The organism is Leifsonia shinshuensis (assembly GCF_013410375.1).
Lineage (GTDB): Bacteria > Actinomycetota > Actinomycetes > Actinomycetales > Microbacteriaceae > Leifsonia > Leifsonia shinshuensis.
Map to the genome: position 1 here is coordinate 2,176,256 of NZ_JACCFL010000001.1, position 26,247 is coordinate 2,202,502.

General features: G+C 69.3%; 30 protein-coding genes. 10 read left to right on the plus strand and 20 right to left on the minus strand.

Annotation, left to right across the window (positions count from 1 at the left end):
- Positions 1–273: 273 nt before the first annotated feature.
- The 7 genes from HNR13_RS10570 to HNR13_RS10600 form a co-directional block, all read right to left on the minus strand.
- The gene (locus tag HNR13_RS10570; protein WP_179605713.1) at positions 274–1,659 is read right to left on the minus strand and encodes a phage major capsid protein; all 1,386 of its coding nucleotides are present in this window, start codon (positions 1,657–1,659) and stop codon (positions 274–276) included.
- A gap of 73 nt (positions 1,660–1,732) precedes the next feature.
- Entirely contained in the window at positions 1,733–2,128 is a 396-nt protein-coding gene (locus tag HNR13_RS10575) for a hypothetical protein (RefSeq protein WP_179605714.1), read from the minus strand.
- A gap of 17 nt (positions 2,129–2,145) precedes the next feature.
- Positions 2,146–2,352, minus strand: coding sequence for a hypothetical protein (locus HNR13_RS10580; protein WP_179605715.1), 207 nt, complete (start codon positions 2,350–2,352; stop codon positions 2,146–2,148).
- Positions 2,353–2,907: 555 nt separating this feature from the next.
- Positions 2,908–3,093, minus strand: a complete 186-nt coding sequence (locus HNR13_RS10585; protein ID WP_179605716.1) for a hypothetical protein — start codon at positions 3,091–3,093, stop codon at positions 2,908–2,910.
- Positions 3,090–3,269 carry an excisionase family DNA-binding protein gene (locus tag HNR13_RS21590; protein ID WP_218881211.1) on the minus strand — a complete coding sequence of 60 codons (180 nt, stop codon included), beginning with the start codon at positions 3,267–3,269 and terminating at the stop codon, positions 3,090–3,092. Before HNR13_RS21590 ends, HNR13_RS10585 begins: the two co-directional genes overlap by 4 nt.
- Before the next feature lie 242 nt (positions 3,270–3,511).
- Positions 3,512–3,910, minus strand: a complete 399-nt coding sequence (locus HNR13_RS10595; RefSeq protein WP_179605717.1) for a hypothetical protein — start codon at positions 3,908–3,910, stop codon at positions 3,512–3,514.
- 4 nt (positions 3,911–3,914) lie between these two features.
- A complete protein-coding gene (locus HNR13_RS10600; protein ID WP_179605718.1) occupies positions 3,915–5,090 on the minus strand; it encodes a tyrosine-type recombinase/integrase in 1,176 nt (391 codons plus the stop codon).
- A 501-nt stretch (positions 5,091–5,591) separates the two neighbouring features.
- Between HNR13_RS10600 and HNR13_RS10605 the strand changes: the two genes are divergently transcribed.
- The 3 genes from HNR13_RS10605 to HNR13_RS10615 all read left to right on the plus strand — a co-directional run bounded on the left by HNR13_RS10605 (position 5,592) and on the right by HNR13_RS10615 (position 7,724).
- Entirely contained in the window at positions 5,592–6,347 is a 756-nt protein-coding gene (locus tag HNR13_RS10605; RefSeq protein ID WP_179605719.1) for a hypothetical protein, read from the plus strand.
- Positions 6,348–6,470: 123 nt separating this feature from the next.
- On the plus strand, positions 6,471–7,058 hold the full coding sequence (locus tag HNR13_RS10610; protein ID WP_179605720.1) for a hypothetical protein: 588 nt from the start codon (positions 6,471–6,473) through the stop codon (positions 7,056–7,058).
- Between the two features lie 111 nt (positions 7,059–7,169).
- Positions 7,170–7,724, plus strand: coding sequence for a hypothetical protein (locus HNR13_RS10615; RefSeq protein ID WP_179605721.1), 555 nt, complete (start codon positions 7,170–7,172; stop codon positions 7,722–7,724).
- 115 nt (positions 7,725–7,839) lie between these two features.
- Here the strand turns inward: HNR13_RS10615 and HNR13_RS10620 are convergent, their stop codons facing one another.
- Positions 7,840–8,277 carry a hypothetical protein gene (locus HNR13_RS10620; protein ID WP_179605722.1) on the minus strand — a complete coding sequence of 146 codons (438 nt, stop codon included), beginning with the start codon at positions 8,275–8,277 and terminating at the stop codon, positions 7,840–7,842.
- 382 nt (positions 8,278–8,659) lie between these two features.
- Between HNR13_RS10620 and HNR13_RS10625 the strand changes: the two genes are divergently transcribed.
- Positions 8,660–9,091, plus strand: coding sequence for a cupredoxin domain-containing protein (locus tag HNR13_RS10625; protein WP_179605723.1), 432 nt, complete (start codon positions 8,660–8,662; stop codon positions 9,089–9,091).
- Positions 9,092–9,170: 79 nt separating this feature from the next.
- On the opposite strand, the gene HNR13_RS10630 is transcribed toward HNR13_RS10625, so the two are convergent.
- The 9 genes from HNR13_RS10630 to HNR13_RS10670 all read right to left on the minus strand — a co-directional run bounded on the left by HNR13_RS10630 (position 9,171) and on the right by HNR13_RS10670 (position 14,123).
- Positions 9,171–9,713 carry a P-loop NTPase family protein gene (locus tag HNR13_RS10630; RefSeq protein WP_218881212.1) on the minus strand — a complete coding sequence of 181 codons (543 nt, stop codon included), beginning with the start codon at positions 9,711–9,713 and terminating at the stop codon, positions 9,171–9,173.
- Positions 9,710–10,555: an alpha/beta hydrolase gene (locus HNR13_RS10635; RefSeq protein WP_343063526.1), complete on the minus strand. Its 846-nt coding sequence runs from the start codon at positions 10,553–10,555 to the stop codon at positions 9,710–9,712. Before HNR13_RS10635 ends, HNR13_RS10630 begins: the two co-directional genes overlap by 4 nt.
- Positions 10,556–10,564: 9 nt before the next feature.
- Entirely contained in the window at positions 10,565–11,068 is a 504-nt protein-coding gene (locus HNR13_RS10640; protein WP_179605724.1) for a 2'-5' RNA ligase family protein, read from the minus strand.
- Positions 11,069–11,159: 91 nt separating this feature from the next.
- Positions 11,160–11,414 (minus strand): Smr/MutS family protein, encoded by a 255-nt coding sequence (locus HNR13_RS10645; RefSeq protein ID WP_179605725.1) that lies wholly within the window; start codon positions 11,412–11,414, stop codon positions 11,160–11,162.
- Positions 11,415–11,469: 55 nt separating this feature from the next.
- On the minus strand, positions 11,470–11,997 hold the full coding sequence (locus tag HNR13_RS10650; protein WP_179605726.1) for a DEAD/DEAH box helicase family protein: 528 nt from the start codon (positions 11,995–11,997) through the stop codon (positions 11,470–11,472).
- Between the two features lie 78 nt (positions 11,998–12,075).
- Positions 12,076–12,378: a hypothetical protein gene (locus HNR13_RS10655; RefSeq protein WP_179605727.1), complete on the minus strand. Its 303-nt coding sequence runs from the start codon at positions 12,376–12,378 to the stop codon at positions 12,076–12,078.
- A gap of 8 nt (positions 12,379–12,386) precedes the next feature.
- The gene (locus tag HNR13_RS10660) at positions 12,387–12,716 is read right to left on the minus strand and encodes a hypothetical protein (protein ID WP_179605728.1); all 330 of its coding nucleotides are present in this window, start codon (positions 12,714–12,716) and stop codon (positions 12,387–12,389) included.
- Between the two features lie 290 nt (positions 12,717–13,006).
- Positions 13,007–13,330 (minus strand): hypothetical protein, encoded by a 324-nt coding sequence (locus tag HNR13_RS10665; RefSeq protein WP_179605729.1) that lies wholly within the window; start codon positions 13,328–13,330, stop codon positions 13,007–13,009.
- Between the two features lie 94 nt (positions 13,331–13,424).
- Entirely contained in the window at positions 13,425–14,123 is a 699-nt protein-coding gene (locus HNR13_RS10670; protein ID WP_179605730.1) for a GNAT family N-acetyltransferase, read from the minus strand.
- Positions 14,124–14,333: 210 nt separating this feature from the next.
- Here HNR13_RS10670 and HNR13_RS10675 point away from each other — a divergent pair, with 210 nt between their 5' ends.
- Entirely contained in the window at positions 14,334–16,412 is a 2,079-nt protein-coding gene (locus HNR13_RS10675) for a S53 family peptidase (protein ID WP_179605731.1), read from the plus strand.
- Between the two features lie 66 nt (positions 16,413–16,478).
- Here the strand turns inward: HNR13_RS10675 and HNR13_RS10680 are convergent, their stop codons facing one another.
- On the minus strand, positions 16,479–18,710 hold the full coding sequence (locus HNR13_RS10680; protein WP_246313052.1) for a GH25 family lysozyme: 2,232 nt from the start codon (positions 18,708–18,710) through the stop codon (positions 16,479–16,481).
- Between the two features lie 218 nt (positions 18,711–18,928).
- On the opposite strand from HNR13_RS10680, the gene thrS reads away from it, so the two are divergent.
- Both thrS and HNR13_RS10690 read left to right on the plus strand, forming a co-directional pair.
- A complete protein-coding gene (thrS, locus tag HNR13_RS10685; RefSeq protein WP_218881213.1) occupies positions 18,929–20,926 on the plus strand; it encodes a threonine--tRNA ligase in 1,998 nt (665 codons plus the stop codon).
- A complete protein-coding gene (locus HNR13_RS10690) occupies positions 20,914–21,522 on the plus strand; it encodes an HIT family protein (RefSeq protein WP_218881214.1) in 609 nt (202 codons plus the stop codon). The genes thrS and HNR13_RS10690 overlap by 13 nt, the downstream gene beginning before the upstream one ends.
- Positions 21,523–21,543: 21 nt before the next feature.
- Here HNR13_RS10690 and pdxY read toward each other — a convergent pair whose 3' ends face one another.
- Complete coding sequence (gene pdxY / locus HNR13_RS10695) at positions 21,544–22,395, minus strand: pyridoxal kinase PdxY (protein ID WP_179605734.1); 852 nt, start codon at positions 22,393–22,395, stop codon at positions 21,544–21,546.
- 17 nt (positions 22,396–22,412) lie between these two features.
- On the minus strand, positions 22,413–23,741 hold the full coding sequence (locus HNR13_RS10700) for an aminotransferase class I/II-fold pyridoxal phosphate-dependent enzyme (protein WP_179605735.1): 1,329 nt from the start codon (positions 23,739–23,741) through the stop codon (positions 22,413–22,415).
- A gap of 95 nt (positions 23,742–23,836) precedes the next feature.
- Between HNR13_RS10700 and pdxS the strand changes: the two genes are divergently transcribed.
- From pdxS to HNR13_RS10715, 3 genes are all read left to right on the plus strand, one after another.
- Positions 23,837–24,739 (plus strand): pyridoxal 5'-phosphate synthase lyase subunit PdxS, encoded by a 903-nt coding sequence (gene pdxS / locus HNR13_RS10705; protein WP_179605736.1) that lies wholly within the window; start codon positions 23,837–23,839, stop codon positions 24,737–24,739.
- Complete coding sequence (pdxT, locus tag HNR13_RS10710) at positions 24,729–25,388, plus strand: pyridoxal 5'-phosphate synthase glutaminase subunit PdxT (protein ID WP_179605737.1); 660 nt, start codon at positions 24,729–24,731, stop codon at positions 25,386–25,388. Before pdxS ends, pdxT begins: the two co-directional genes overlap by 11 nt.
- Before the next feature lie 92 nt (positions 25,389–25,480).
- Positions 25,481–26,242 (plus strand): YebC/PmpR family DNA-binding transcriptional regulator, encoded by a 762-nt coding sequence (locus tag HNR13_RS10715; RefSeq protein ID WP_179605738.1) that lies wholly within the window; start codon positions 25,481–25,483, stop codon positions 26,240–26,242.
- Positions 26,243–26,247: the final 5 nt, after the last annotated feature.

Consider the following 26,247-nt stretch of genomic DNA (forward strand, 5'->3'; position numbering starts at 1 on the left):
TGTTCGAGTCGTTCGGCTGGCGGGTCATCTGGCTCGGTACCTTTCAGAGATTTCGACGGCCCACCGGGGGTGTGCTGTCTGGGTCTGGGGCGGTGGTTGTTGCCGCGCCCCGTCCGGAGGAGAGGACGGGACGGGGCGCGGCTGGGGTGTGCGCAGGTGGTGTCACTGCTCGAGAAAGGTTCGGGCTCTTCCACCTTCGGCCGGGTGTGCCGGTGACGTTGACGCACTGGGCTCGCCCTGGTGTCCATCTAGCGGACACCAGGGCTGCCGTGGTTAGAAGGTCGGTGCGACCAGGCCGGTACCGGTGATGGTCACGATCGACTGCGGGAGGCGGTGCGCGAGGGCCATGTAGTTGTAGACGCGGGCGAACAGGCTGAGCTGGTTCGCGTAGGTCTGCTGGAACACCTCCGCGCGGATGGTGCCCTCGTACAGCCACGAGTCGTCGGCCTTCAGCACGAGGATGACATCCTGGTTCGTGCCGGTGCCGACGTTCGTCGGGATGTTCGGGTCGACGATCACGGGCAGGCCGAACATCTTGCCGACGACGCCCTGCGCGTTGCCGTTGACCTGGACACCAGAGGCGTTGAGCGGGCCGTTGGCGTCGGGGAGGATCACGGCGCGGTTGGAGGCGTCGACCTGGACGGCCGCCCATGCCCAGCGGCGCGGGTGCATGACGATCGCGGACGCGGCGGCGAAGCGGCTGGTCTGGACGGTCTGCACGGCCTTGCCGATCTGTGCGTAGATCTTGCCGGCGCCCATGAAGGCGGGGCTCGCGTCGGTGTACGTCTGCACGGTCCCGGCGGCAGTGATGAGGCCGGACGGCTGCCCACCTGTGCCGCTGCCGTTGAGCACGAGCGATCCGACCTGGCGGGCGTAGTCGGCCATGAGGTCCTGGAGGATCACACGGTCCATGTGGCCGGCGATCGGGGACTGGTCGAACAACTGCTGGGCGACGGTCTGGCCGCCGGCGATCGTGATGACCTGCGCCGAGACGGTGCCGGTGCTGATGTCGGTCTGCTGGACGCCGGTGTTCTGGTTCGCCTGGATCGCGGTCGCGGTGCCGGTGACGACCTTGGGCACGTTGATGACGTCGGTGCCGGCAGGCATCGGCAGGTTGGTCAGTGCGTCCGCGGTGGCGCGTGCGGGGCGCAGCGCCTCGATGTAATCGTCGATCAGCCACAGCGGCGGGACGAACTCGCCGCCGGCGCCACCGGTCGTGGAGATCGCGCGGACCTCCTTGGCTTTGGTGTCGCTGAATCCGCGGATGCTCTCGGTGACCTCCTTGCGGTGGCGGTCGAGACGCTCGCGAGCTGCGCTGTCGCCCTGGCGAGCGTCGAGCATGTCCTTGAAGTACGACGACCGGGACTCGGCGTTGTAGATGCCGCCGCGCGAGCTCGTCGTCGCCGGTCCGTCGAAGATGCCGAGACCGCGGATGTTGTCGGCGCGGCGCTGTCGGGTCTCGTCGGCCTCGCGGGCGGCCTGCAGCTTGTCGGTGAGGCTGCGGTGCTCGACGACCAGGGAGTCGACGTATGCCTGCTGAGTCTTGGAGATGCTGCGGTTGTGCTTCTCCGCAGTCTCGGTGATCTTGTCGATCTCGGTCTCGATCTCGCCCTGTCGGGCTTCCATGATCTGGATGGGGGTGCGGGTGTCAATGCTCATGATGGTCACTCCGGGATGTGGGCCGGATCTGATGCCGGCGCGTGGATGGGGAGGTAATCGGCGAGCGCGAATGTCATCCGACTTGCTCGTCGTACCCGGTGACCGAATCCACGGAATCTCGGGGTGAAAGCCTGGTCTCTTGCGGTGCCCCTCCAGGCTGTTGCCGCTCTTGTCCAGCTACCACGACGGTAGCATCCTCCACCGACAGGGGCGGCGCGGCCGGCGGCGTGCCGTACACGAACTCAGCGCGGCGGAGGTCGACCCGCCATGACCCGGTAAGCCACCAGTCGAGCATGTCGACGTGCTGCTCGATGAGGCCGTTACGCAGGTGCGGGGACAGCGCGTTCATGTCCTCGACCGCGAGGCCTCGGATGACGCCGTGAATCTGAAGGTCGTGAGCGTGGGTGTGGACGACAGTGAGGATTCGGTCGAGGACGATTTCGGCGAGTGCGGGGTTGGGTCCGAGCATGGTGTTGTCCTTCGGGTTCAGCGGCGGCGCGTGAGGCGTCGTCGCGGGGTCTGACGGTTCGGGGTGATGCCGAGAGCGGCGTTGCGTTCGATCGCGCGCTGGTGGCGCTCCTGGGCGCGTTCCTGCTCGAGCTCGCGGTTAGCGGTGTCACAGTCGAAGCAGCGCGGCTGGAAGGCTTCGCCGACATGGCGGTCGCACCTGGCGCCGAGATCTTGGATCGTCATGCTGACTTCCTCTCATCGGAGTTATCCACAGGCTGAAAGTGAGGTGCCCGCCCGGCGCTATTTCGTCCTCCTACTTCTCCTGATTTCTCTTCGTTCTCCTTGGGGGGACGGTGAGCGTCCGTCTCGGGGACGGTGAGCGTCCCCCTTGGGGGACGGTGAGCGTCCCCTGATGGGTGACGCTGAGCGTCCGCGCCGCGGCCGAGGCAGATCTCGAATTCGACAGTTCGGCCCGGGCGAGCTGACGCGACTTCCCGGATTGCGTGAGCGGCCTTGAGCGTTCGCAGCGCGCGCACGATCGCTTTGTTGTCGGCGTCCCACTGGCGGCGTTGTTCGAGCGGTGCATCCGGCGGCGGCTCACGGTCGGGCATGAAGCGGCCGATCGCAAGGCCGAGCTGAGCCCGGCTGAGGTAAGAGCGACGCGCTGGCCGTTCAGCGGCGCCTGAGGCGTCGTCGAGTGAGCGCAAAGCCATGTAGACGAGCACGCAGCGGGGGACGGGGTCGATCTGGTGAAGGTTGCAGTATGCGCTCGCCTCGAGCGCTAGCGTGGCCCCCACGTCAGAGGTCTCCGATGATTGCTTGCAGCGCGAGTGTGTCGCTGGCAATCCGGACGAGGTCCTGCGCGAGAGCGACGGCCTGGGCAGGCGTCAGATGCTCGGCCACAGTAGCTCCGTCTGGCCGTTCGATGCCGACCACGACATCGAGATCTTCGCCGGACACGCCCGCTGCGGCGTAGGCGCTCACAGTGCGCGCCCGAGCGCGTTGAGGCTCGCGGAGGATACACGGATCAGGCGGGGGCCGACGCGCTCGGCCTTGATGCGACCTGCGCTGATGTAGCGACGGATCGTCTTGTGATCGACGCGAAGAAGTTCAGCGGCTTCGCGGATGGTGAGCCAGGCGGGAAGGTCAGAGGGCACCACGATTCTCTCCTCGGATGAGGTCGGAATCGAGGTGGTGTCTGTGATCTATGTCGAGGTAGCGACCTAGCGCTATCCGACTGCTTCGGCCTTGCGAAGCGATGCAGCCCGGCGTCGATTGTCTCGGTTGAGACGATCTCAGACTAAGGCATTTGTGTCCACATAAATGCGGACATGGTCCGGCGTGTCACAGAACGAAGCCCCACAGCCGTAACGGCTGGGGGCTTCGTTCACACCGGCCAGAATCAGCAATTCAGGGCTGAGTGAATCGTACGCAACTGCCTCGCAACGTCTTCGAAGTCTGCGGCGAGGTCAGCAATGTCTTCGATGCGGACAGTGCGGTTGTAGGAAGCATCGAGGTTGTAGCGCTCGCGGCCGGCGGTCGCGTCGAGAGTGCGCCAGAGGATGATTGCGCCGGGGTCCGGGTTCTCGCTGTCTTCAATTCCGTGCTTGAGGACGATGTCAGGCCCGGCGTGAAGTAAGGTCGCGTGGGATTCGGCCTCGTCGTCGCGGTGACCTTCGCACCATCCGACGAGGGTGCATTCAACGATGTTCGATGTAAAATGTGACACGGTTCGTTTTCCTTTGCTGGTTGCGGATTGCGCCCCTGGAACCGCCGTGAACGGTTCCGGGGGCATTTTCATGCCGTCAGTTGGCGGCAAGCTCTGACATTCGGCGGACGAGTTCAGCGTCGCGGCCGGCGGTGTGTTGGTAACGCATGGCGGCCGCGACAGTCGAGTGCCCTAGGCGCTCCTGGATCTCCTTCAGCGTGGCACCGGTCTGGGCGAATCGTGTAGCGCCGTAGTGGCGCAGCGCATGGAACGGCATGTCGGATCGCTTCGCCGCGTCACGAGCCGGATACCAGTGCTTCACGAACGTCGATTCAGCCAAGTGGCTTGAGCCGTCAGCGGCCGGGAACAGCAGAGAGTCGGGAAAGCTACCGACATTGTCTTTCAGATGCGCCAGGATCTCGCCGTGAATGTGCGGCGGCAAGGCGATCGATCGCACTCCGGCCTCGCTCTTGGTCTTGCCGACTGTGTACCCGATCCCCGTTGTGTGCGTGACGGCGCGAGCTACGTCGATGATGATGGCTTCGACGTCGCGCCCATTCTTGATGATCCGCACGTCTTTTCGGCGTAGCTCGGTGAGCTCGCCGTATCGGCATCCGGCCCAAGCCGCGATGAGGACAGCAGCTTTGTAGCGGGGCGTGATCGCATCAAGGATCTTTTGCAGCTCGGCCGCGGTCGGGGGAGCGACCTTCTTGCCCGTGGACGCATTCTGTGCACCGCGGATCATGCAGGGGTTGCTGGTAATTCTGCGGTCCTCGATTGCCGTCGCCATGATCGACTTGAGAAGGCCGTATGCCCTCGCGGTCTGCGTCTTTCGTCCCGTCTCGAGCTCAGCCGCATACCAGGCGCGAACCATCTCCGGTGTGACCATCGCGAGTCGTTCGCCTGTGAGCGGTGCCAGGCTGCCACGTAAGAGACGTTCGTACTCAACGCGTGTCCGAGGGCGCAGGCCCTCGCCGTGCCGATTGACGCGTGTCCTTAGCCAGTGCTCCGCGTACTCGCCGAGCGTGTCGGCTCTTGCCTTCTTGGCGGTGCCGACCTGCGCGGCGTCGCTTGGTGACCAGTCCCCGCTCAGAAGCTTGGCATGCTGGATCGCTAGCCATCCTCGCGCGTCGGTCGGGGTGTCGAAGGTGTGCGGCGCGTTGTATCGCTCTCCGTCGAGTCCGACGTAGCTGGCTTGATAACGCCCCGATGAGCGTTGCCGGATGGCGCCGAAGGACTCGCGCCGTTTGCGCTTGGTCTGCTTCGTGGCCATGTCACTCCCTAGGGTTGGGCAATACCGGGCAATATCTCGTGTCCACTTGTGTCCATTTGTGGATAACAGTGACCTTAACACGACGCCGCCAAAATCCGCACCAAATCAACGAAATCAGCCCCGGAATGGCGTCATCACGCGGAAGTTGTCCAGTAGCCCTGTCACTGGTTCGATCCCAGTATCGCCCACAGAAATGAAACCCCCGGGAGACCGGGGGTTTCTTCGTTTTTCGCCAAGGTTTCGAGCGATTGAACGCTAACCGGACCATGCCCACCGTGAACCGGAGGCGGACCGTCGGCGGACCGATATGCGTGACAACACGCGCCCGTGTACGTCGTGGTCCACGACCCGCCGGCCGGTCGGGCGTCACCGCGGCGGTGTGAAACGCGGTTCACTCATACCCGGCTCTGAGGGGCGCTGATGGGTTCGGTGCCTGTCGTCTTCCCGATATGGCGTAAGCGCATGCCGGAGCGTAGACCTGGTTAATCACGGGAGGCCACGGTGAAGATCAGGGATCGCGAGCGGATGCTGGAAGCGGTGAAGCGGGCGCAGTTCGAAGCGAGCACCAACTACGTGGCTGCCGCGCGAGTGCTCGCTCATTCGAACGTGCGTACGGGGATGGAGCTCATCTCCGTTCTGGACGGAGAGGCCACGCCGGCCAAGCTCGGCGGCAGGAGAGATGGCTTGCGGGCCGCTCTCTCCGTCATCCGTTCCAAGGAGTTCCTGGAGCAGCCGTCGTCGAGGTTCCGCAACGAACACGGCGGCACGTATTCCCTCTCGGTGGACGACCCGGGGTGGGATTTCTGGGCGGACGACGACCCGGACGGTTTCCTTTACGGCCTGGTCGAGCCGGTGAGACACGCAACTCATCACCTCGTGGAGGCGATGATCCCCGAATGGAACGCGGAACGGACCCCCGTTCTGTGGTCGCTCGATTTCGGCGAGCTCTCGTCGGAAACCGTCTACTTCGCGAGGAACGACCGGGGCTACGCGTACATGGCTCTCGGGGCGGCTGAACCAGTTGCGAAGAGTGGGTGGGAGCCGCGACTCAGCGATTTCACCGTCCAACTGGATCGGACCCGGAGAGCGTTGACCGAGGCGATCGCGGCGGTGACCCCGATACTGGATGCGCCTGCTCTGGCGGGCGTCTGCTGGCAGTACTTCACCGAGGCGCACGGCCTTCGAGGCGACGGGAGCGATCCTCGATGGGACGCAGTCCGGAACGCTTCGCTGGGTTCCTCGACCGTGATGTCGTAGGCCACAGCTCGACCCGAGGCACTGACCCGTACGCGCTAGCTCGCTGGGCCGGCACTGGCCGCATCGGGCGCCGCGCCGATCGACCCTTGCGAAGCATCGAGGCCCCGTGATCGTCTTGCCCTCGTGAACTTCTTTCCGGCGGACCCACTCGAAGACGGGCCCGAGGGTTCAGACCACGTCCCTGCGCCGTGGTGGAAGCCCTCCGACGAGGAGCTCCCGGCGGCCCTCCCGATCGGCGAGACCATCGCGCTTACCGACAGAGTCGCCATGATTCTCACAACCGCGCGCGTGTACAGCAACGGTGTCGAACTCGTAGTCGAGCGCCGCATCCGACGCGGGAACACGAGTCGGCGGGACTGGCAGGAGCTGCAGTCGCGGATGCACGACCACTTCGGCCGCTTCGATCCGGAACGGTTGCGGTATGGGGCCGTCCTGGGGGACGGCCAGAAACTCATCCTCGATCTGCCGTCGGGACTCTACGGTGTCGCTCCCGAACGGCACTCACTTACGCACACCCGCGGCAACGGCGGCGGATCGGAGGACTTCTATACCTTCGAGGATGGAATGTGGCTGTGGCCTCTGCCGCCGGAAGGGCCGCTCGAGGTCGTCGCGCAGTGGCCGGCCTTCGGGGTGCCGGAGTCGCACGTGGTGCTCGACAGCGCGCCGCTTCTCGCGCTGGCCTCGCAGGCGCGTCCCCTGTGGGGCTCGTAGCCCTAAACGACCCGCCCAGACGGGGGATGTTCCGATCGCCAACGGCTCCCATACGCTCCGACTGTGGGGACCCAGCGGGAGCGCGGAGGTGGCGGACCACCCAATTCGTACGTGAGCGCCTGGTTGTCCATCGCGATCACGGTGGTGGCGATCGGTGGACTGGTTGCTCTTCTCGTGGTTCCCGGGCTCGCAGGGCTTTCCATCCCGCCGATCATCGGCCGACTCGGGATCGGCACCTTCGACGGCATCAATGCGCTGTTCTTCTTCATGTGGACGTCGATGCTGCAGCTCTTGAGCGTCAACGACGGGCTCCGATACGGGCTGAAGCTGGGGAGGACTCGAGTGCCACGGGGCCGCGCGTCCGACGTGCTTATCCTGATGGTCTTCGTTTTGGTCGCAGTCGTTTGGGGGGTCACCGCCGTTCACGGCGTCTTCGCCGCCCGCGCCATCGATCCGATGTACCTAGCTCGGCTGCCCGAAGGAGCGCCGCCCAACTCGCTCCAGCATGGTGTCGCGGATGTGATGGCCACGTACTTCATCCTCGTCGCTCTCGTTTTCGTACTCGTCGTCATCGCGCGGCTGTTCAATCCGGTCGATTTCGATGAGTACGACGGGCGGATCCGCGCGATACTTCACCTGCGGATGAACGAGACGGCACCCCGGTAAGACCTCCGAGTCATCCGAGGAGTGCACATCCCGGCCTGAGTGCATCCGGTCAGCGGTAGTGCGCAGAGCAGCATCGCCGCAAGGGCGGGTCGCTGCCTGCTCGCTCGTCGACGCATCAGGCACAGACGGCGTCGCCAGCCGGCTTCAGCTCGTCCACGATCCCAGTGATGACGTCGGGAAGCTGTGCGATCGCAGATCGGCTGTCGGAGCCGGACAGCAGCCGAACCTGTTCGTCGAGTCGGGAGGCCGCGGCACGGACGCGGGACGTCGCTGCCGTGTCACCTACTGCAGCCGTCTTCAGCGAGTTCTCGATGCCCGTCGCCCAGGCTGCTGCGCCGGCCGCGTCATTGTGGTCGAGACACCACGCTCGGAGTGCTTCCAGGTTGGTGACCGTCGAGCGCAGGTTCAGGCAGGCAACGCCACCTGTTGCGGTCGCCCCGTGATCCGGGAGCGTGGAGCAGCCCGCGAGGCCAATGGCGAGAGCGAAGGCAGCGATGGTGGTGCTGAGTGCGCGGGCGCGCTCGATCATGGTTCCACCTGTCGACAACGACATCCGCGGCGATCCTATCTATGCGGTTCCGTGAGACTCAGTCCTGCGGGATGACCACAGGTGGAGCGTAGGCGCCTCGGCGGTGTCGCCGGTCCCGAACCGCGACCGTCACCATCAGCGCGCCGAGCACCGCCCACGCCACGGCGATGACGTATCTCCACGGATTGCCGCCGTCCGAGATCGTGACGCAGAACCAGCACGCTGCCAGAACGAGCGGGACGACCCCGTTCCGGATCCGAGGTTTCCCGAAGGCGATTCGGAACCAGCGCGATCCTCTCTGACTTTCCCCCATGACGCGACTCTATCGAGCCGGGAGTCGCCCGCGGCAGCCCACTGTGTCGTCTGTTCGCGGGCCCCCGCGCGACGAGCGCGCTACCCTTCACACATGCGACGGCGCCGGACCAGGGCCACCGCCTCCGGCGGAGTGGTCCTCGCTGCGGCCCTCGCGCTGTCCGGGTGCGTACTGGACGCCTGCCCGGCGATCGGATACCAGGACACCTCACCGGTGACGCTGCGGTTCGAGAAGACGCTGCCGCGCGACGCCCGGGTCGCGGCGTGCTTCGGGACCGAGTGCGCGCCGGCGGACCTGCCGGCGAGCGCGGACGGCGGCTATCGCGTGCCTCAGCAGGCGCCGTTCCTCGACGACGCCGTCCTCCTGCCGACGACCGTTCGCGTGGTGGTGACGGCAGCGGAGGTGCTCCACGACGCGGTGCACGAGATCCCGACCCGCTCCGAGCGGACGGGGCTGTGGGGTCAGTGCCCGGGACGGTGGTGGTATGAGCCGGTGGTGATCCGCTGGGACGTCGCCGGCGCCTGACCACGGACACCCGGGCTGTCCGGGCGCGTGCGAGCAGCACGCCGCCAGCCGGATCCCGCGCGAACGCCACGGCACGTCCTCACCGTCGAAGCCGCGCCTCGCGGTAGAAGGCGCGCAGCGCTCCCCGCGTAGTAAGCAGGATCGCCGGCACGTCCGCCGTCTGCGCCCGCTCGCGGTACCCGGCTCGGCTCCGGTGACCGCCGCCCAGAATCCACCGGATCATCTCGGGGTTGAGGCGGTCGGTGACGCCTTCGAGTCCGCCGTGACGCTCGCGTTCGACGAGGGTGCGGCGGAGGTAGCGCGCCAGGCTCACCGGCGTCGAGACGTCGAGCACGATCAGGCCGGTGGCGCGGGCGAGTCGCTGCGGCAGCCAGCGCGAGTAGTTCCCCTCCATCACCCAGCGCTCGCCGTCGATGGCGGCGTCGTGCAGGCGGCCGAAATCGTCCGGGTCGCGTTCGACCCACTGCGAGCCCGGGACGTGCCGCAGGACGTCGAGGTGGACGACCGGCAATCCCGTGGCCGCACCGATCGCGACGGCGAGCGTCGACTTGCCGCTGTTCGACGGTCCGAGGACGCAGATGCGCTCGCCGAGGTCCGCCAGCCCGATGGTGACGCCGGTCATGCTGTGCTGCTCCAGAGCCAGCGCAACGCGTCCGGCAGCAGCACGCCGCCGTGCTCCGGGCTGTGTCCGCCGTCGCCGACGAGGAGCCGGAAGTCGTAACCGGCGCGGGCGAGCGCGGCAGCGGTCTCGAGGTTCTCGGCGAACCAGTTGGACTCCGCCCGGTCCCAGTTCAGGTCACGGTGCGCGGCGTGGACGAAGACCCGCAGGTCCCGTCGCGGCGTGCCGGCCAGCAGCCGTGGATACGGGTTCCCGCCGGGCATCTGCGCGAAGCTCCCGTTGAACGTGATCACCCTCCCGAAACCGTCGGGCCGCTGCCAGGCCGCGGTCAGTGCGGCGTTCCCGCCGCTGCTGCCCCCGCAGATGCCGCGCATCGTCGGGTCAGGCGAGATCGCGTACCGGGCCTCGACGAGCGGGAGCACCTCCTCCAGCAGGAAGGACGCGTAGCGGTCGTCGAAGGCGTCGTACTCGGCATTGCGGTTCTTGACCGGCGCGCCGTCCACGTGCAGCATGCCGGGATCCACGAAGACCCCGATCATCGGCGGCACGCTGCCCGCGGCGGCGAGGTTGTCGAGCACGATGCCGCCCCGCACGTCCCCGTCGGGGTCGAGGTACCACCAGCCGTCGTTGAAGAACATCACCGCGCTCTCCACCGACGCGGGATGCCCCGCCGGGCGGTGCAGCCAGATCCGGCGCGACGTCCCGGGGTAGTGGATGCTGTCCGGGATCCGCAGTTCCTCCACGAAGCCGGGCGACACCGCGGGAGCGGGGTTCGAGTCGGGCCCGTACTCGTAGCGGACGCTCGTCTGGTCCTGTGGGAGGGCGGAGAACGGGATCGTGGTCACAGGACGACCCTATGGGGCCGTGCGATCGTGTCGCAGGTGCGGAGTTCCGGAGTCGATGACGTCGATGATCGTGCCGCGATCCGCGGTGAGCAGCGCCGTCGCACAGCAGCGAACGGGCCACACGTCGCCTTCGACAACGTCTGGGGCGAAACGGAGGGTGATGTGGGGGCGGTAGTCCTCGTGCCAGTACTGCGGCTCATCGGCGACGAACCGGGGGAGGCGCTCCACAGCCTGCGCCAGCCGTTCGTGCAGGCCGGGGAAGGGGCCGTCGTCGACGAGCTGGACGGGGATGTCCGCGTTCGGGCCGAACATCGCCGCCGCGCCGAGCCGGGCCTCAAGGGGTTCGCCCCCGGGGAGCGCAGCACGGACGGTCTCGACGACGAGCTGGGGAGCCGCGTCCACCGCGAAATTCGACGCCAGCGTCAGATGCGCGGGCCACTCCGACCGCGCGATGGAGGTGCCGGCCTCCGTTCGGGCGAACAGGGCGACGACCGCATAGGAGTTCATCGTCATGAGGGGTTCATCCTCCCACCGCCGTCGCGCGCGCCGGGCGAGCCGACGCGGCACGGCGCACGAGTGCTGCTCGGTGATTGCTCGGGTGGGGCTACTTCCACCGGAAGTGCACGAACACCCGCCCGAAGTTCTTCGAGTCCTTCTCGACCCGGTGGTACTGGGATTTGATCTCCGGCTGGTCGAGGAAGCGCAACACGCGCTTCTTCAGGGCGCCTGACCCCTTGCCAGGGATGATCTCGACCAGCGGCGCCTTCTTCGCCACGGCCTCCGCGATGACCGCGCGCAGGGCGCGATCGATGTCGCCGCCGCGGTTGTAGATGTCGTGGAGGTCGAGCGTCAGCTTCATCCGCCCATACTGCACCCGTGGGGGAGTGTGCGGACGTTCGAGGTCTGCGCGATGCCTACGGGACCCAGTCGGCGGCGACCAGCACTTCCCGGGCGATGTCCTCGACGGTGCGGCCGTCGGTGGCGACTCGGTAGGCGCCGTCTGCAGCGGAGTCGAGGCGTGCGGCGGCTGTCCGACTGCGCTCGACGTGCTCTTCGAGCGCCGATCCGATCTCGCGGCGAGCGAGGCGTTCGGCGGCCGTGCCATCCGTGCTCGTGAGCAGAACGGGGAAGGCGCGGACCTCGCCACCGAGCGCGGAGACCAACGCGGGCAGTTGCAGCACGCTGACGGTGTTCGTGAAGATGAGCCGCGAGAAGCCGATCGCCCGGTAGTTGCGCCAGACGGCGGCGAGGTTCCGTTCGGCCAGGTCGATGCCGTCGCGCCACGGCTCCGGGTACGCCTGGTCCAGGTTGTCGCCCTCGATGAGCGCGTGACGGACATCCCGCCGCGCGAGGATGCGCGACGCCTCCGCGGCGACACTGGTCTTGCCGACGCCGGAACGACCCCCGATGAAGATCGCGTCGGTCGGGCTCAGAGTCTCCATGCCACCATCCTTGCGCGTGGTCGGCGGTCGCCGGTGCTGACCTGCGACCTCGACCACGCCGGATGCGGGGTAAGCGCCCTAGTCGAAGCCGGACTCCCCGCCGCTCACCTCAGAGCCACGGATCAGCTCGTCGAGCCCCGCGAGCTGCACCCGACTCTGCTCGATCGCCCGTGGTGTGAATCGGCGGACCTGCATGGCGAGGACCGCGTCCGCTTGGACCTCGTCGAATCCGAACGCCGTCATGATCGCCTCGCGCAGCGACGGATCGTCGCCGTCGGCGGCAGCGCAGACACGGAGGACGTCGGCGACGTGCTCGGCGGCGTAGATCATCGCGGCGAGCACTTCTCGATGCAGGCGCGCGTTGCGCAGCTCGTCGTCCATGCTGTCCGTCACCCTCCCTGCAACGGCTCCGGCGCGTGCACGAAGAGCAGCGCGACACTCCACAGGACCATGCTCGCAGCGATGCCGACGACCGGGATCGCCCGTGCCCGGCGTGATGCGCCGGGAGCGGCCATCAGCGTCAGGACCGCCGCTATCACGAAAGGAAGCGCGGCGCCGGCGACCGCGAGCGGCAGCGCCGGCCTCAGTCGGTAGAGCTCGTCCCGGCCGACGGTCGGACCGGCGACATTCAGCGCGACCGCAACGCCTAGCAGGATCAGGACCACTACGACGGCGCCGTGGAGGACCAGCAGCGCGCTCGGTCGGATGCTCCACCGCATGACGGACCCCTTCGCCGCGGTTATCGATGATGCTAGCCGTTTGCGCAGTGGCGTCCCCTGCGATGCGCTCCACAGCGAGCCCGCCATCGGATCACGACCGCCGCGCGCGCGTCCTGACGAGCGCGATCACCACGCCGATCACGACGAGCACGGCGAGGATCGCCAGCGGCACCCACGACGGCATGGTCCCGGTCAGTGCCACGGTGTCGTCGCACTCCTGCCCGCTCGGCGGCGGGCTCGCGCACGATGCGCGCACCAATAGAGGGATCACCCGGCGACTCCCGTCGGGTTCACTGCGCGGGCTCCTCGTCCGGCGGACGCGGGCGCGCGGCCGCATTCGGGAGACCGGCGGCGAGCGCCCGAGGCCGGTCCACGTAGGCCATCACCACCGCGGCGCCGATGAGGGCGACGCCCAGCGGCGACACGACTTGCGCGATGACGCGGACCGCCAGGTCGATCAGGGTGAGGAGCGCCTGGTCCACGCCGTTGGCCGAGCCCGGCTGGACGACGACCGTGTAGCCGAGTTGCGGTATCGCGATCGTCAACAGCACCCCGCCGAGCGTGAGGCCGATGCCCCACCACAGCACCACTCCCGGTCGCAGCTTCGAACCCATACAGACGTCCCCCTTCGTCGCGGTTGGTGACGATGGTAGCGGGTCGGGTCGCGGAGGGCTGAGGAGAGGAAGGAGGGGGACAGGGCGACTGCCGTCAGAGCGCGACGCGGATGCCGAGGTTCCTCCCGTACGGCTCCAGCCCGAAACGGGACGCCAGCCGCAGCGACGCCGCGTTGTCCTCGCGGCACCGCCAGCGCGCGAGTCCCGCGCGGCGGGTCGCGGCGTGCAGAGCGATCGCGGCCGCCTGCGCGCCGAAGCCGCGGGCCCGGGCGGCGGGAGCGACGAGCAGGCCGACGTCGGTGCGGCCGCCCACCCAGTCGCCGAGCGCGGAGACGGCCACCAGAGCGCCGTCGTCGGACCAGACTCCGAAGCGCTCGACGTCCGGCTCCAGCACACCGGACTCCTCGACCTCGTCGGCCGGGATCCGCTCGGCCATCCGGCGCACGTCATCCTGCGCAGGGTGGACCTCCGGCGCGGACGATCCGATCAGGGCGCCCGTCAGGAAGTGCGCCGCGGGGCCGAGGATCAGATGATCCGTTCCCCGCAGGGCCGACCGCCACACTGCGGCGTCGAGGGCAGCCGGGACGGGCAGCTCGCGGACGAGGCCGTCGAGCCGTCCCCGGAGCGCCGCGCGGGCGCGCACGCGCACGGTGCCGCCGATGCGCAGCACGTAGATGCCCGCGTTCGGATCGTCCACGTACGTCGTGTGCACGCCAGGGACCCTCAGCGCAGCCGGCTCCACCCGGAACACCGCGGACCAGTACTCGTCTGCTCGCTCGGTCGGGGTCGGCACCCAGCGATCGTAGGGTCGTCGGCCGGCGCGCGCAACGACGGCCCTCGCCCTCTCGCGAGCGCCACGGCGTTCACAGTGTCGCGCAGGCCCAGCGGCCGCCACCCGCCCTGAACGATCTCTCAGGGAACCGTGCTTGGTCTACCCCCGTTCACAGGGGTTGGATAGCCCTGCGCTCACCAGCGCATCCATCGCATCGGTGAAAGGACATCCATGCGCAACACGACCAGAACCCTCAGGGCCGCAGCCGTCACCACCGGCGCGGCCCTTCTCTTTGCCGTGGTGGCGGCGTCGCCCGCCGTCGCGGCGCCCGGCAGGAGCGCCCTGCCGGGCAGCCAGCCGGCGTGGGCGAACGCGAAAGCGCTGCGCTCCGCGGCTCCCGCGACCGACACGGTGGACCTCCGGGTGTACCTGCCGTGGCAGAACCAGGCCCAGGCGGCCGCGACGGCGCTCGCCGTCTCCACGCCCGGCTCGGCGAGCTACCGGCACTACCTGACGCCGCAGGAATTCCGCAAGCAGTTCGCGCCGGCCCAGTCGAGCGTCGTCGCGGTGCAGCAGTTCCTGCGGTCCGCCGGCTTCTCGATCGTGGACACGCCGTCGAACAACCGGTACGTCTCCGCGGAGGGCACGGTCGCCCAGGCGCAGAGCGCGTTCGGGGTGACGCTCGGCGAGTACGACGCCTACGGCACGACGCTGCGGGCCCCGGAGTCCGCGGTGACCATCCCGGCAACCCTCAACGGGATCGTGGAGAGCGTGGTGGGCCTCGACCAGGGCGCCGACCTCATCGCGCCGTCCCACACCAACGGCAACGGCAGCACGAACGGCAGCAGCCCGAATCAGGTCCACGGCGCTCCCGCCGCCGGGTTCCGGGCCGGCGAGCCGTGCTCCCTCTGGTACGGCGAGAAGACGGTCGCGATGCCGAACGCCCCCGCCTACGGCACCAGCACCAAGCCGATCGCCCCGTGCGGCTACACGCCGGCGCAGGTGCGCGGTCTCTACGGCCTCGACTCGGTCGCCGCGACGGGCGCCGGCCAGACGGTCGCCTTCGTCGGCGCCAACGCGAGCCCGACGCTGGTGCAGGACGTGACGAAGTACAGCAGCCTGCACGGCCTCCCCGCCCCGCAGATCACGCAGCTGGTCGCACCGGGTCTGTACAAGCACCCGGACACTCCGAAGCAGACGCCGGGTGACTACTACGGCGAGGAGACCCTCGACGCCGAAGCGATCCACACCACCGCTCCGGACGCCGGCCTGCTCTACGTCGCGTCGTCGAACGCGGGTCAGGACCTCGACGCGGCGATCAACCACGTCGTCGACAAGCACCTGGCGAGCGTCCTCTCGATCAGCTACGGCTTCAACGGGGAGGCGGTGCACCAGGGCTTCATCAACAGCCTCAACAACACCTTCATCCAGGCGGCGGCCACCGGCATCGGCGTGTTCGTCTCCAGCGGTGACAACGGTGACGAGGTGGCGAACCTGGGCGCGCCCGCGGTCGACTTCTTCGCGGACAGCCCGTTCGTGACGGCGGTCGGCGGCACCTCCGCCTCGGTCGTCCCGACCGCGGCCGCGCCGACCGGACTCAGCTACGCCTCGGTCGACGACCCGACCTCCGCTCTGAACACGAGCGGCTGGAAGCGCTCGTTCGAGGTGGGCTGGCAGACCGGGCTCGACCCGGTGACGCCGACCGCGACGGACCACCTGTCGGGAGCCCCCTACGAGGTCGACGGCACCTTCAAGCTGGCGCTGCCGGGCGGTTTCACCGGCGGTGGCGGCGGAGGCGGCGTGAGCGCGATCTTCGCGGAGCCCTCGTATCAGGCCGCGGCGGTCGGTCCGGCGTCCGGACGGCTGGTGCCCGACATCAGCGCCCTGGCCGACCCGAGCACCGGCCTGCTCGTCGGGCAGACCCAGGCGTTCAGCAACGGCACCTACTACGACGAGTACCGCATCGGCGGGACCTCCGTCGCCGCCCCGCTGACGGCGGGCATCGCGGCCGTCGCCAACCAGGTCGCCGGCTCCCCGCTCGGCTTCCTGAACCCGCGCATCTACGGTGCGTACTCGGCGGGAGGCTCTGCCTACTACGACGTCGACCAGGCCGACCTGTTCGGCTCGGCGCTGCCGAGCGTCCTCCGGGTCAACTACGTCGACAGCGAGAGCGCGGCCGGCGGCCTCAGCTACAGCCTGCGGACCGAGGAGATGCCGAACCAGACGCTCCACAGCACCAAGGGCTACGACACCGCCACCGGAGTGGGCACGCCGAACGGAGCCTCGTTCTTCGCGGCGATCACCAAGTAGCACCACCCGCAAAACACGTGCGCCCCCTCCCGGCCGGGAGGGGGCGCACGACGTCTCAGGCGGGGCTCAGAAGCAGACTCCGAGCGAGGCCACGTCCGAGGTGAGGGCGTTGACGCCGCCGGCGATCTCCATCGAGGAGGTGCCGAGGCGGACGAACTCGTCGCCGATCACCCGGGGGACGCACCAGGTGTTGGCGAGCAGGAGCGGGTGCGCGGTGCTGCCCGCCGCCGCGCCGGCCACCAGGGCGTCCACCCAGTTGGCTCCCGAGGCGAGGTACGCGTTCGGGGCGGAGTTGGCGCCGAAGGCCGATTCGACCAGGAGGGCGTTCGTGCCGAACCGGTCGCCGCCGCCGATCCGGTTCACCGTGAGCCCGGCCGCCGTCGCCTGGCTCTGCCAGCCGGGGGAGATCACGAACGTGCCGCCGACGATTGTCACGTTGGTCAGGGAGTGCCCGGTCAGGTATGCGGAGGTGCCCGCGTCGAGCTGGCCGCCCGCGACGAGGATCAGCGGACGGCCGCTCTTCGCCGCGACCGGAGCGGCCGAGAGCGCGTCCACGAAGCCGGTTCCGGCCGCGACATACGCGCCGTTCGCCGACGGGAACGCGTAGGAGGCGACCAGGCGCGAGGTGTCGTACCGGTCGACGCCGCCGATCCGGACGACCGGGACGCCGAGCGCCGTCAGCTGCGCCATCGCGCTGTCGGTGATCGCGTTGGGCCCGCCGACCAGGACGATCTTCGCCGGCTGGAGGCGCTGCAGCTCGGTGATCGTCGCCGCGGGGACCACGGACGCCTGGCTCAGCAGCACGGGGCCGTGCTGCTTCGCGGCGGCGGCCGACGCGGCCAGGGCGTCGGGGAAGTCCAGCCCGGAGGCCACGTACGCGACCGGGACGCCCGGGTTCGGGAACGCGTGCTGCGAGACGAGCACGGCCGTCCCGAAGCGGTCGGACCCGGCGAGGCGCTCGGCGGTCGGCGCGGTGGCGCTGGCGGGGGAGAAGAACGACGTCTTGCAGCCCAGGTCCGCGTTTCCCGCCTGGTCGCCCGGGATGGCCAGGGCGGTGACGCAGGCGCCGTACTGCCCGTTGCCGGACCACGGTATGGACGCAGTGAACCCGTGGGCGTTGCCGACGCCCGGATACGCTGCTCCCACGTCGGGCCTGCTCCCGTTCGCGGCCACCGTCGTGGTCGAGACGCCGCCCGGCGTGCTCCAGGTGATCTGGACCTGGACGGTCGCGGCGAGGTTCGTCTGGTCGAAGGCCCAGCCGGCGACGCTGAACGAGGTCCCCGAGGTGAGGGTCGTCCCGTCGTACACGCCGATCGGCGGGTGGTTCTGCGCGCCGAGCGCGAACTGGATCAGCTGGGTCTGGGTGCCGTTGAAGATGTCCTGGTCACCGGCGAAGGTGCCGGCGTCCGCGAACTGCCACATCGTCCAATCGACCCAGCTGGCCGGGAGCGCGCCGGGGGTGCTGGTGCCGTAGCGGGCGACGAACAGGGGGTAGGCGCCGAAGGTGTTGCTGGAGCCGGTGCACTGGTTCCACCAGTTCGCCGTGGAGTAGATGGCGGGGTTGACGCCGGTGAGGCTGCGCAGGGTGTTCACGAAGTCGGAGATCCACTGCGTCATCTGCCCGGTCGTCAGGCCCCAGCAGGTTCCGGAGCCGTCGGTGGCGTACTCGATGTCGAGCAGCGGGGGCAGGGTGCGCCCGTCGGGCGACCAGCCGCCGCCGTTCGCGTAGAAGAAGCGGGCCTGGGTCGCGCCGTCCGTCGTGTTCGGGGTGGCGAAGTGGTAGGCGCCGCGGATGAATCCGGCGGCGTAGGAGCCGTTGTACTGCGAGGCGAACTGGCTGCTCGTGTAGTAGGTTCCCTCGCTGGCCTTGATGTAGGCGAAGCGCGAGCCCGCGGCGTACTGCGCGGGCCAGTTGACCCCGGTCTGCCAGCCGCTGACGTCCTGGCCCAGCACGCCGCTGACCGCGAGGGAGGCCTTGAACGTGGAGGTCGAGCCGGAGCCGGAGGCCGGGTCGGACGACGGGATGGTCGATCCCATCGTGTGGTTGCGTGCCGCGTTCATCTCGGTCAGGCTCGGGTCGCCGGCGGGCGCCTGCGGCCCGGCGGACGGGGACGCGGACGGCGTTGCGGACGGGCTCGGCGCCGGCGTCGCGGTCGACGAGCCGGACGGCGACGGCGTCGGGCTCGGGGTCGCCGAGGCCGCCGCAGCGGGCGCTTCGGCCGCGGTGGCGGGGACGGCGGGGACGACGGCTACTGCGGTCAGGATGGCTGCTGCGAGAACCGCGAGGCCGGTTTTCATGGTGGACACATCCGCTCTGAAGGGTGGGGAGGGTGAAGTCCGTCCGTTCGGGTCGTCCGGGCGCCCCGGGTCGGAGGGGCACGCGGGCAGTTTAGCCCGGCCTTGCGCGGTTTCGGGCGGCCGCGGCCCCGCGCGTCGTACCCCAGTTCGGGCCGCGTGGCGCTGACGCCGGTCCGTCCGTGCGACCGTGCCGGGCCGACTAGAGTTGACGCATCCCAATGGAATTCGACTCTAGGAGTGGACAGGTGGCCGACGGCTTCGAGCTCTTCACCGACCGTTCCGTTGTCGCGATGCGCGTCAACGGTGAGCTGAAGGATCTCGCGACGACCGTCACGACCACCGACACCGTCGAGCCGGTCACCATCGACTCGCCCGATGGCCTGAGCATCCTCCGCCACTCCACCGCGCACGTCCTCGCACAGGCCGTGCAGGCGGTCAACCCGGAGGCCAAGCTCGGCATCGGGCCGCCCATCACCGACGGCTTCTACTACGACTTCGACGTCGCAGAGCCCTTCACTCTCGAGGACCTCAAGGCCCTCGACAAGGAGATGGCGCGCATCGTGCGCGCGGGCCAGCGCTTCATGCGCCGCGTGGTCACCGACGACGAAGCGCGCGCCGAGCTCGCCGGCGAGCCGTACAAGCTCGAGCTGATCGGCCTCAAGGGTTCCGGTGCGGAGTCCAGCGGCGGCGACGAGTCCGTCGAGGTCGGCTCCGGCGAGCTGACCATCTACGACAACGTCGACCCGAAGACCGGCGAGACGGTCTGGAAGGACCTCTGCCGCGGCCCGCATGTGCCGAGCACCCGCATGCTCGGCAACGGCTGGGCGCTGACCCGCGTCGCGGCCGCCTACTGGCGCGGCTCGGAGAAGAACCCGCAGCTGCAGCGCATCTACGGCACCGCGTGGCCCAGCAAGGACGAGCTGCGCGCGTACCAGACCCGCATGGAGGAGGCCGCCAAGCGCGACCACCGCAAGCTGGGCGCTGAGCTCGACCTGTTCTCCTTCCCGGACGAGATCGGCTCGGGACTGGCGGTGTTCCACCCCAGGGGCGGGATCATCCGCAAGGAGATCGAGGACTACATGCGCGATCGGCTGATCGCGAACGGCTACGAGGTCGTGAACACGCCGCACATCACCAAGGCGCACCTCTTCGAGACCAGCCAGCACCTCAACTGGTACAAGGACGGCATGTTCCCGCCCATGCACCTGGACGAGGAGCGCGACGCCGAGGGCAACATCACCCGGCAGGGGCAGGACTACTACCTCAAGCCCATGAACTGCCCGATGCACAACCTGATCTTCCGGGCCCGCGGGCGCAGCTACCGCGAGCTGCCGCTGCGGCTGGCGGAGTTCGGCACCGTGTACCGGTACGAGAAGTCCGGCACGCTCTCCGGCCTCACCCGCGTCCGCGGCCTCACGCAGGACGACGCGCACATCTACGTGACCGAGGAGCAGATCAAGGACGAGGTCGCGCGTCAGCTCGACTTCGTGCTGGAGACCCTGCGCGGCTACGGCCTCACCGACTTCTACCTGGAGCTCTCCACGAAGGACCCGGAGAAGTACGTCGGCAGCGACGAGAGCTGGGAGACCGCGACCGAGACCCTCCGCGAGGTGGCGATCGCGTCCGGGCTGGAGCTCGTGGACGACCCGGGCGGGGCGGCGTTCTACGGCCCGAAGATCTCCGTGCAGGCGCGCGACGCGATCGGCCGCACCTGGCAGCTCTCGACGGTCCAGCTCGACTTCAACCAGCCGGAGCTGTTCGAGCTGGAGTACAACGCGGCCGACGGCACGCGCAAGCAGCCGGCGATGATCCACCGCGCGCTGCTCGGCTCGATCGAGCGGTTCTTCGCGATCCTGCTGGAGCACTACGCGGGCGCCTTCCCGGTCTGGCTGTCGCCGGTCCAGGTGGTCGGCATCCCGGTCGCCGACAACTACGCGCCGTTCCTCGACGACGTGATCTCTCGGCTCAAGGCCCGCGGCGTCCGCGCCGAGGTCGACCACTCCGACGACCGCATGCAGAAGAAGATCCGCACGCACACCAAGGCCAAGGTCCCCTTCCAGCTCATCGTGGGCGAGGAGGACGCCACCGCGGGCACGGTCTCCTTCCGTTTCCGCGACGGCACGCAGCGCAACGGCGTGACCGTGGACGAGGCGATCGAGCGGATCGTCGCGAGCATCGAGAGCCACGAGCTGGTCGACACGGCATGGCCCGCCTGAGCCTGGACGACTACGCGGACCACGGCGCCGAGCAGGGCGGCGGGGACGTCCGTGCGGAGGGCATCCGCATCGACGACCCGTCGCACCTCGCCGGGGTGCCGGACGAGTTCCAGCGGCTGTGGACCCCGCACCGGATGGTCTACATCCAGCACGGGCAGCAGCCCGGCAAGGACGACTGCCCGTTCTGCGTGGCGCCGAGCCTGAGCGACGAGGACGCCCTGATCGTGGCGCGCGGCGAGCACGCCTACGCGCTGCTCAACCTGTTCCCGTACAACAGCGGCCACCTGCTGGTCTGCCCGTACCGCCACATCGCGAACTACGACGAGGCGACGCCGGAGGAGGTCGCCGAGATCGGGAGCATCACGCAGACCGCGATGCGCGTCATCCGCGAGGTCTCGCACAACGACGGCTTCAACATCGGGATGAACCAGGGCGTCGTCGCGGGCGCCGGGATCGCGGCGCACCTGCACCAGCACATCGTGCCGCGCTGGGCGCAGGACGCGAACTTCTTCCCGATCATCGCGAAGACGAAGGCGCTGCCGCAGCTCCTCGGCGAGGTGCGCGAGGCCCTCGCCACCGCCTGGCCGAAGGCCTAGGCGGCCGCGGTTCGTGCCGAGTCAGCGCACCTGCGTGACGGCGAACTGCTCGCGCGGGTGGGCGTAGGACTCCTGCGACTCCACGAGCCGGAGCTCGCGGTCGCCCGACGCGAGGGTGTTCGCGAGCAGGTCGTACACGCTCGACACCGTCTTGCTCAGCGCCGACGCCGCATCGCCCGAGGCGACGTAGTGGGCGGTGAACAGCGCCGCCGTGACATCGCCGGAGCCGTTCGCCTTCAGCGGCAGCCGCGGCGTCTGCACGATCCAGGCGCCCGCGTCGTCCACGGCGAGCATCTCGATCGTGTCCTCCGGCTGGTCCGGGCGCTCCACGCTGGTCACCAGGACGGTGCGCGGGCCCATCGCGCGCGCCGCGTCGACGGAGGCGAGCGTGGACTCCAGGTCGCCCGGCTCGGTGCCGGTCAGGTAGCCGAGCTCGAACTGGTTCGGCGTGATGATGTCCGCCACCGGCACCACACGGTCGCGCAGCAGCTCCGGGATCGCCGGCGCGACGAAGCAGCCCGACTTCGCGTTGCCCATCACCGGGTCGCAGGCGTACACGGCGTTCGGGTTGGCCGCCTTGACCCGGGCGACGGCGTCCACGATCACGTCGCCGATGCCCTCGCCGCCCTGATAGCCGGAGAGCACCGCGTCGATCGAGCCGAGCACGCCGCGCTCCTCGATACCCGTGATCACCGCGCGCACGTCGTCCGGCGCGATCAGCGGCCCGCGCCACGCGCCGTACCCGGTGTGGTTCGAGAAGTTCACGGTGTAGACGGGGAGGACCTCCACGCCGATGCGCTGGAGCGGGAACACGGCGGCGGAGTTGCCCACGTGGCCGTAGGCGACGGCCGACTGGATCGAAAGGATACGCATCCTTCGATCCTCTCAGATCAGGACCGGGGCGCCGACCGCCCGGCCGCCTCCACGAGGTCGTCGACCAGCCGGGCCGCCTCCTCCGCGGTGAGATCGTGCACCGTCAGCCGCAGGTGGTGCGAGGGTGCGGGATGCGCGCCCAGCAGGAACTCGTCGCCCGTCCGCGCCAGCCAGCCGCGGCGCATCAAGCGCTCGGCGACGATCCGGGCCTCGACCGGGAGCGCCACCCACAGGTTGAGGCCGTCCCCGGCCTCGGCGGGGAGGCCGCGCTCGGTGAGCCGGGCCGCGAATGCCGCGTTCTGCGACGCGTAGTGCCGTCCGGCGTCAGCGACCTCCCGCAGCACGGTGCCGTCCGTGAGCTGGGCGAGCACGAGCCGCTGCAGGATGTGGCTGACCCAGGTGGTGCCCGGGCTCAGCCGGAACGCGAGCCGGTCGGCGGTCTCCGGGTCCGTCGCGGCGATCGCGAGGCACATGTCGGGGCCGAGGAACTTCGACACCGAGCGGACCAGCGCGAAGCGGCGGTGACCGGGGCCGATGAGCGTCTCGTACGGGCGCTGCGACAGCATGGAGAAGTGGTCGTCCTCGATGACGAGCACGTACGGGTGGTCGGCCAGCAGCGCGCGCAGGGCGGCCGCACGGGCGGGGGAGAGCGTCGCACCGGTCGGGTTCTGCGCCCGTGGCGTGCAGATGATCGCGCGCACCCCGGCGTCCAGCGCGGCCCGGAGGCCGTCGACCGTCATCCCCTCGGCGTCCACCGGCACCGGCACCGCCCGGTAGCCGCCGTGCCGGACGGTGTGGATGCTGGCGAGGAAGCACGGGTCCTCGAGTGCGACCGCGTCGTCACGCAGCAGGGCCTGCGCCAGCAGCCGCTCGACGGCGTCGACGGCGCCGTTGGTGACCGTGATCCGCAGCTCGGGGTCGGGCAGGTCATCCCGCACCCAGGCGAGCGCCCTGGCTTCCAGCGCGGGATCGATCACGGGCTCGCCGTAGAGCACGGGACGGCCGGTGGCCCGGGCGAGCGCGGAGGAGAGGTCGGGAATGCGACCCGGGTCCGGGTTGCCGGTGCCGACGTCGCGGAGCACGCTGTCGGCCGCGTAGCCCTCCTGCGCGACCGCCTCCACGCCCGCGATGACCGTGCCGGCCCGGCCGCGCGCGACGACGACGCCCGCCTGCGCGAGCAGCCGGTAGGCCGCCACCGCGGTGTTGCGGTTCACCTGCAGCTGGGCCGCGAGCTCGCGAACCGGGGGGAGGGCGTCGCCGCGCCGCAGCGCCCCGCGCTCGTGCAGTGCGCGCACGCTCGCCGCGATCTCCGCCGCCGTCGTGCCCGTGATGACCTGTTCGTCCATATCCGCTCCCCGGCGTCGAGTCTAACCAGCCCTCGGGAGGATGCTATCGTTCGGCATAGGCCAAAACAGTTTTTGTACCGCACGAGAGGGCGATCATGACAGTCAATGAACAGGGCACCGCCACGGGATCGAGCCGGGTCAAGCGCGGCCTCGCCGAGATGCTGAAGGGCGGCGTCATCATGGACGTCGTCACTCCCGAGCAGGCCCGCATCGCCGAGGACGCCGGCGCCGTCGCCGTCATGGCGCTTGAGCGCGTCCCCGCCGACATCCGCGCGCAGGGCGGCGTCGCCCGGATGAGCGACCCCGACCTGATCGAGGCGATCATCGCCGAGGTCTCCATCCCGGTCATGGCGAAGGCCCGCATCGGCCACTTCGTCGAGGCCCAGGTGCTGCAGGCGCTCGACGTCGACTACATCGACGAGTCCGAGGTGCTCTCGCCCGCCGACTACGTCAACCACATCGACAAGTGGCAGTTCACCGTCCCCTTCGTCTGCGGCGCCACCAACCTCGGTGAGGCCCTGCGCCGCATCAACGAGGGCGCTGCGATGATCCGCTCCAAGGGCGAGGCCGGCACCGGCGACGTCTCGGAGGCCACCAAGCACATCCGCAAGATCACCTCGGAGATCAACGCGCTGAAGTCGATGACCCGCGACGAGCTCTACGTCGCGGCCAAGGACCTCCAGGCCCCGTACGAGCTGGTGGCGGAGATCGCCGAGACCGGCAAGCTCCCCGTCGTGCTGTTCACCGCGGGCGGCGTGGCCACCCCCGCCGACGCGGCGATGATGATGCAGCTCGGCGCGGACGGCGTCTTCGTCGGCTCCGGCATCTTCAAGTCCGGCAACCCGGAGCAGCGCGCGGCCGCGATCGTCAAGGCGACGACGTTCTACGACGACCCGCAGGTCATCGCCGAGGTCTCCCGCGGCCTCGGCGAGGCGATGGTCGGCATCAACGTCTCCGACCTCGCCGCTCCGCACCGCCTCGCCGAGCGTGGCTGGTAACGCGACCCCGACGCCGGCAGCGACCGGCCCGCGCGTCGGCGTCCTGGCCCTGCAGGGAGACTTCCGCGAGCACCTCGCGGTCCTGCGGGGCCTCGGCGCCGACGCCGTGCCCGTGCGCCGGGCGGAGGAGCTGGAGGACATCGACGGGCTCGTCATCCCGGGCGGCGAGTCCAGCGTCATGGACAAGCTGTCGCGCGCGTTCGGCGTCGCGGAGCCGCTGAAGGCCGCCATCGCCGCCGGGCTGCCGGTGTACGGCACCTGCGCCGGGCTGATCATGCTCGCGGACGCGATCGTGGACGGCATCGCAGGGCAAGAGAGTCTCGGCGGCCTGGACGTCGCCGTGCGCCGCAACGCGTTCGGCTCGCAAGTGGACTCGTTCGAGACCGACCTGAACATCCCGCAGCTCGGCGACGAGCCGGTGCACGCGGTGTTCATCCGCGCGCCGATCGTGGAGAGCGTGGGGGAGCAGGCGACCGTGCTCGCCCGCGTGCCGGACGGCCGCGTCGTCGCGGTCGAGCAGGGCGACCTGCTCGGGACGTCGTTCCACCCGGAGATCACCGGGGACACGCGGTTCCACGCGTACTTCCTGGACAAGGTGCGGGCACGCGTGGCCGCACGGACCGCGGAGAGCGTGGACGCGGCGGTCTGAACCAGGTGCCTCGGCCGGCGGCGCTGCCTTCGGGCCGCCGCCGGCCGAGGCATTATTATGGACAGGTTCAAACGCAACTCGAGGGAGCACCAGTGTCCGGGCATTCCAAGTGGGCAACGACCAAGCACAAGAAGGCGGTCATCGACGCCCGTCGCGCCAAGTCGTTCGCCAAGCTCATCAAGAACATCGAGGTCGCGGCGAAGACCGGCGGCGCCGACCTGTCCGGAAACCCGACCCTGGTCGACGCCGTCCAGAAGGCCAAGAAGACCTCGGTCCCCAACGACAACATCGATCGCGCGATCAAGCGCGGCGCCGGCCTCACCGGTGAGTCCATCGAGTACACGACCATCATGTACGAGGGCTACGGCCCGGGCGGCGTCGCCCTCATGATCGAGTGCCTCACCGACAACAAGAACCGCGCCGCCGCCGAGGTCCGCACCGCGATGTCGCGCAACGGCGGCACCATGGCCGACCCGGGCAGCGTCGCCTACAACTTCCACCGCAAGGGCGTCATCGTCGTCCCGCACGCCGACGGCGTGGACGAGGACACCGTCCTCACTGCCGTCCTCGACGCGGGCGCGGAGGAGGTCACCGACCGCGGCGAGAGCTTCGAGGTCCTGACCGAGGCCACCGACCTGGTCGCCGCGCGCACCGCGCTGCAGGAGGCCGGCATCGACTACGACTCCGCCGACGCCGAGTTCGTCGCGACGGTCAACGTGGAGGCCGACGCCGAGCTGGCGCGCAAGGTCTTCCGCCTCATCGACGCGCTGGAGGACTCGGACGACGTGCAGAACGTCTACACGAACCTCGACCTCACGCCCGAGGTGCAGGCGCAGCTCGAAGACGACGAGTAAGGCGA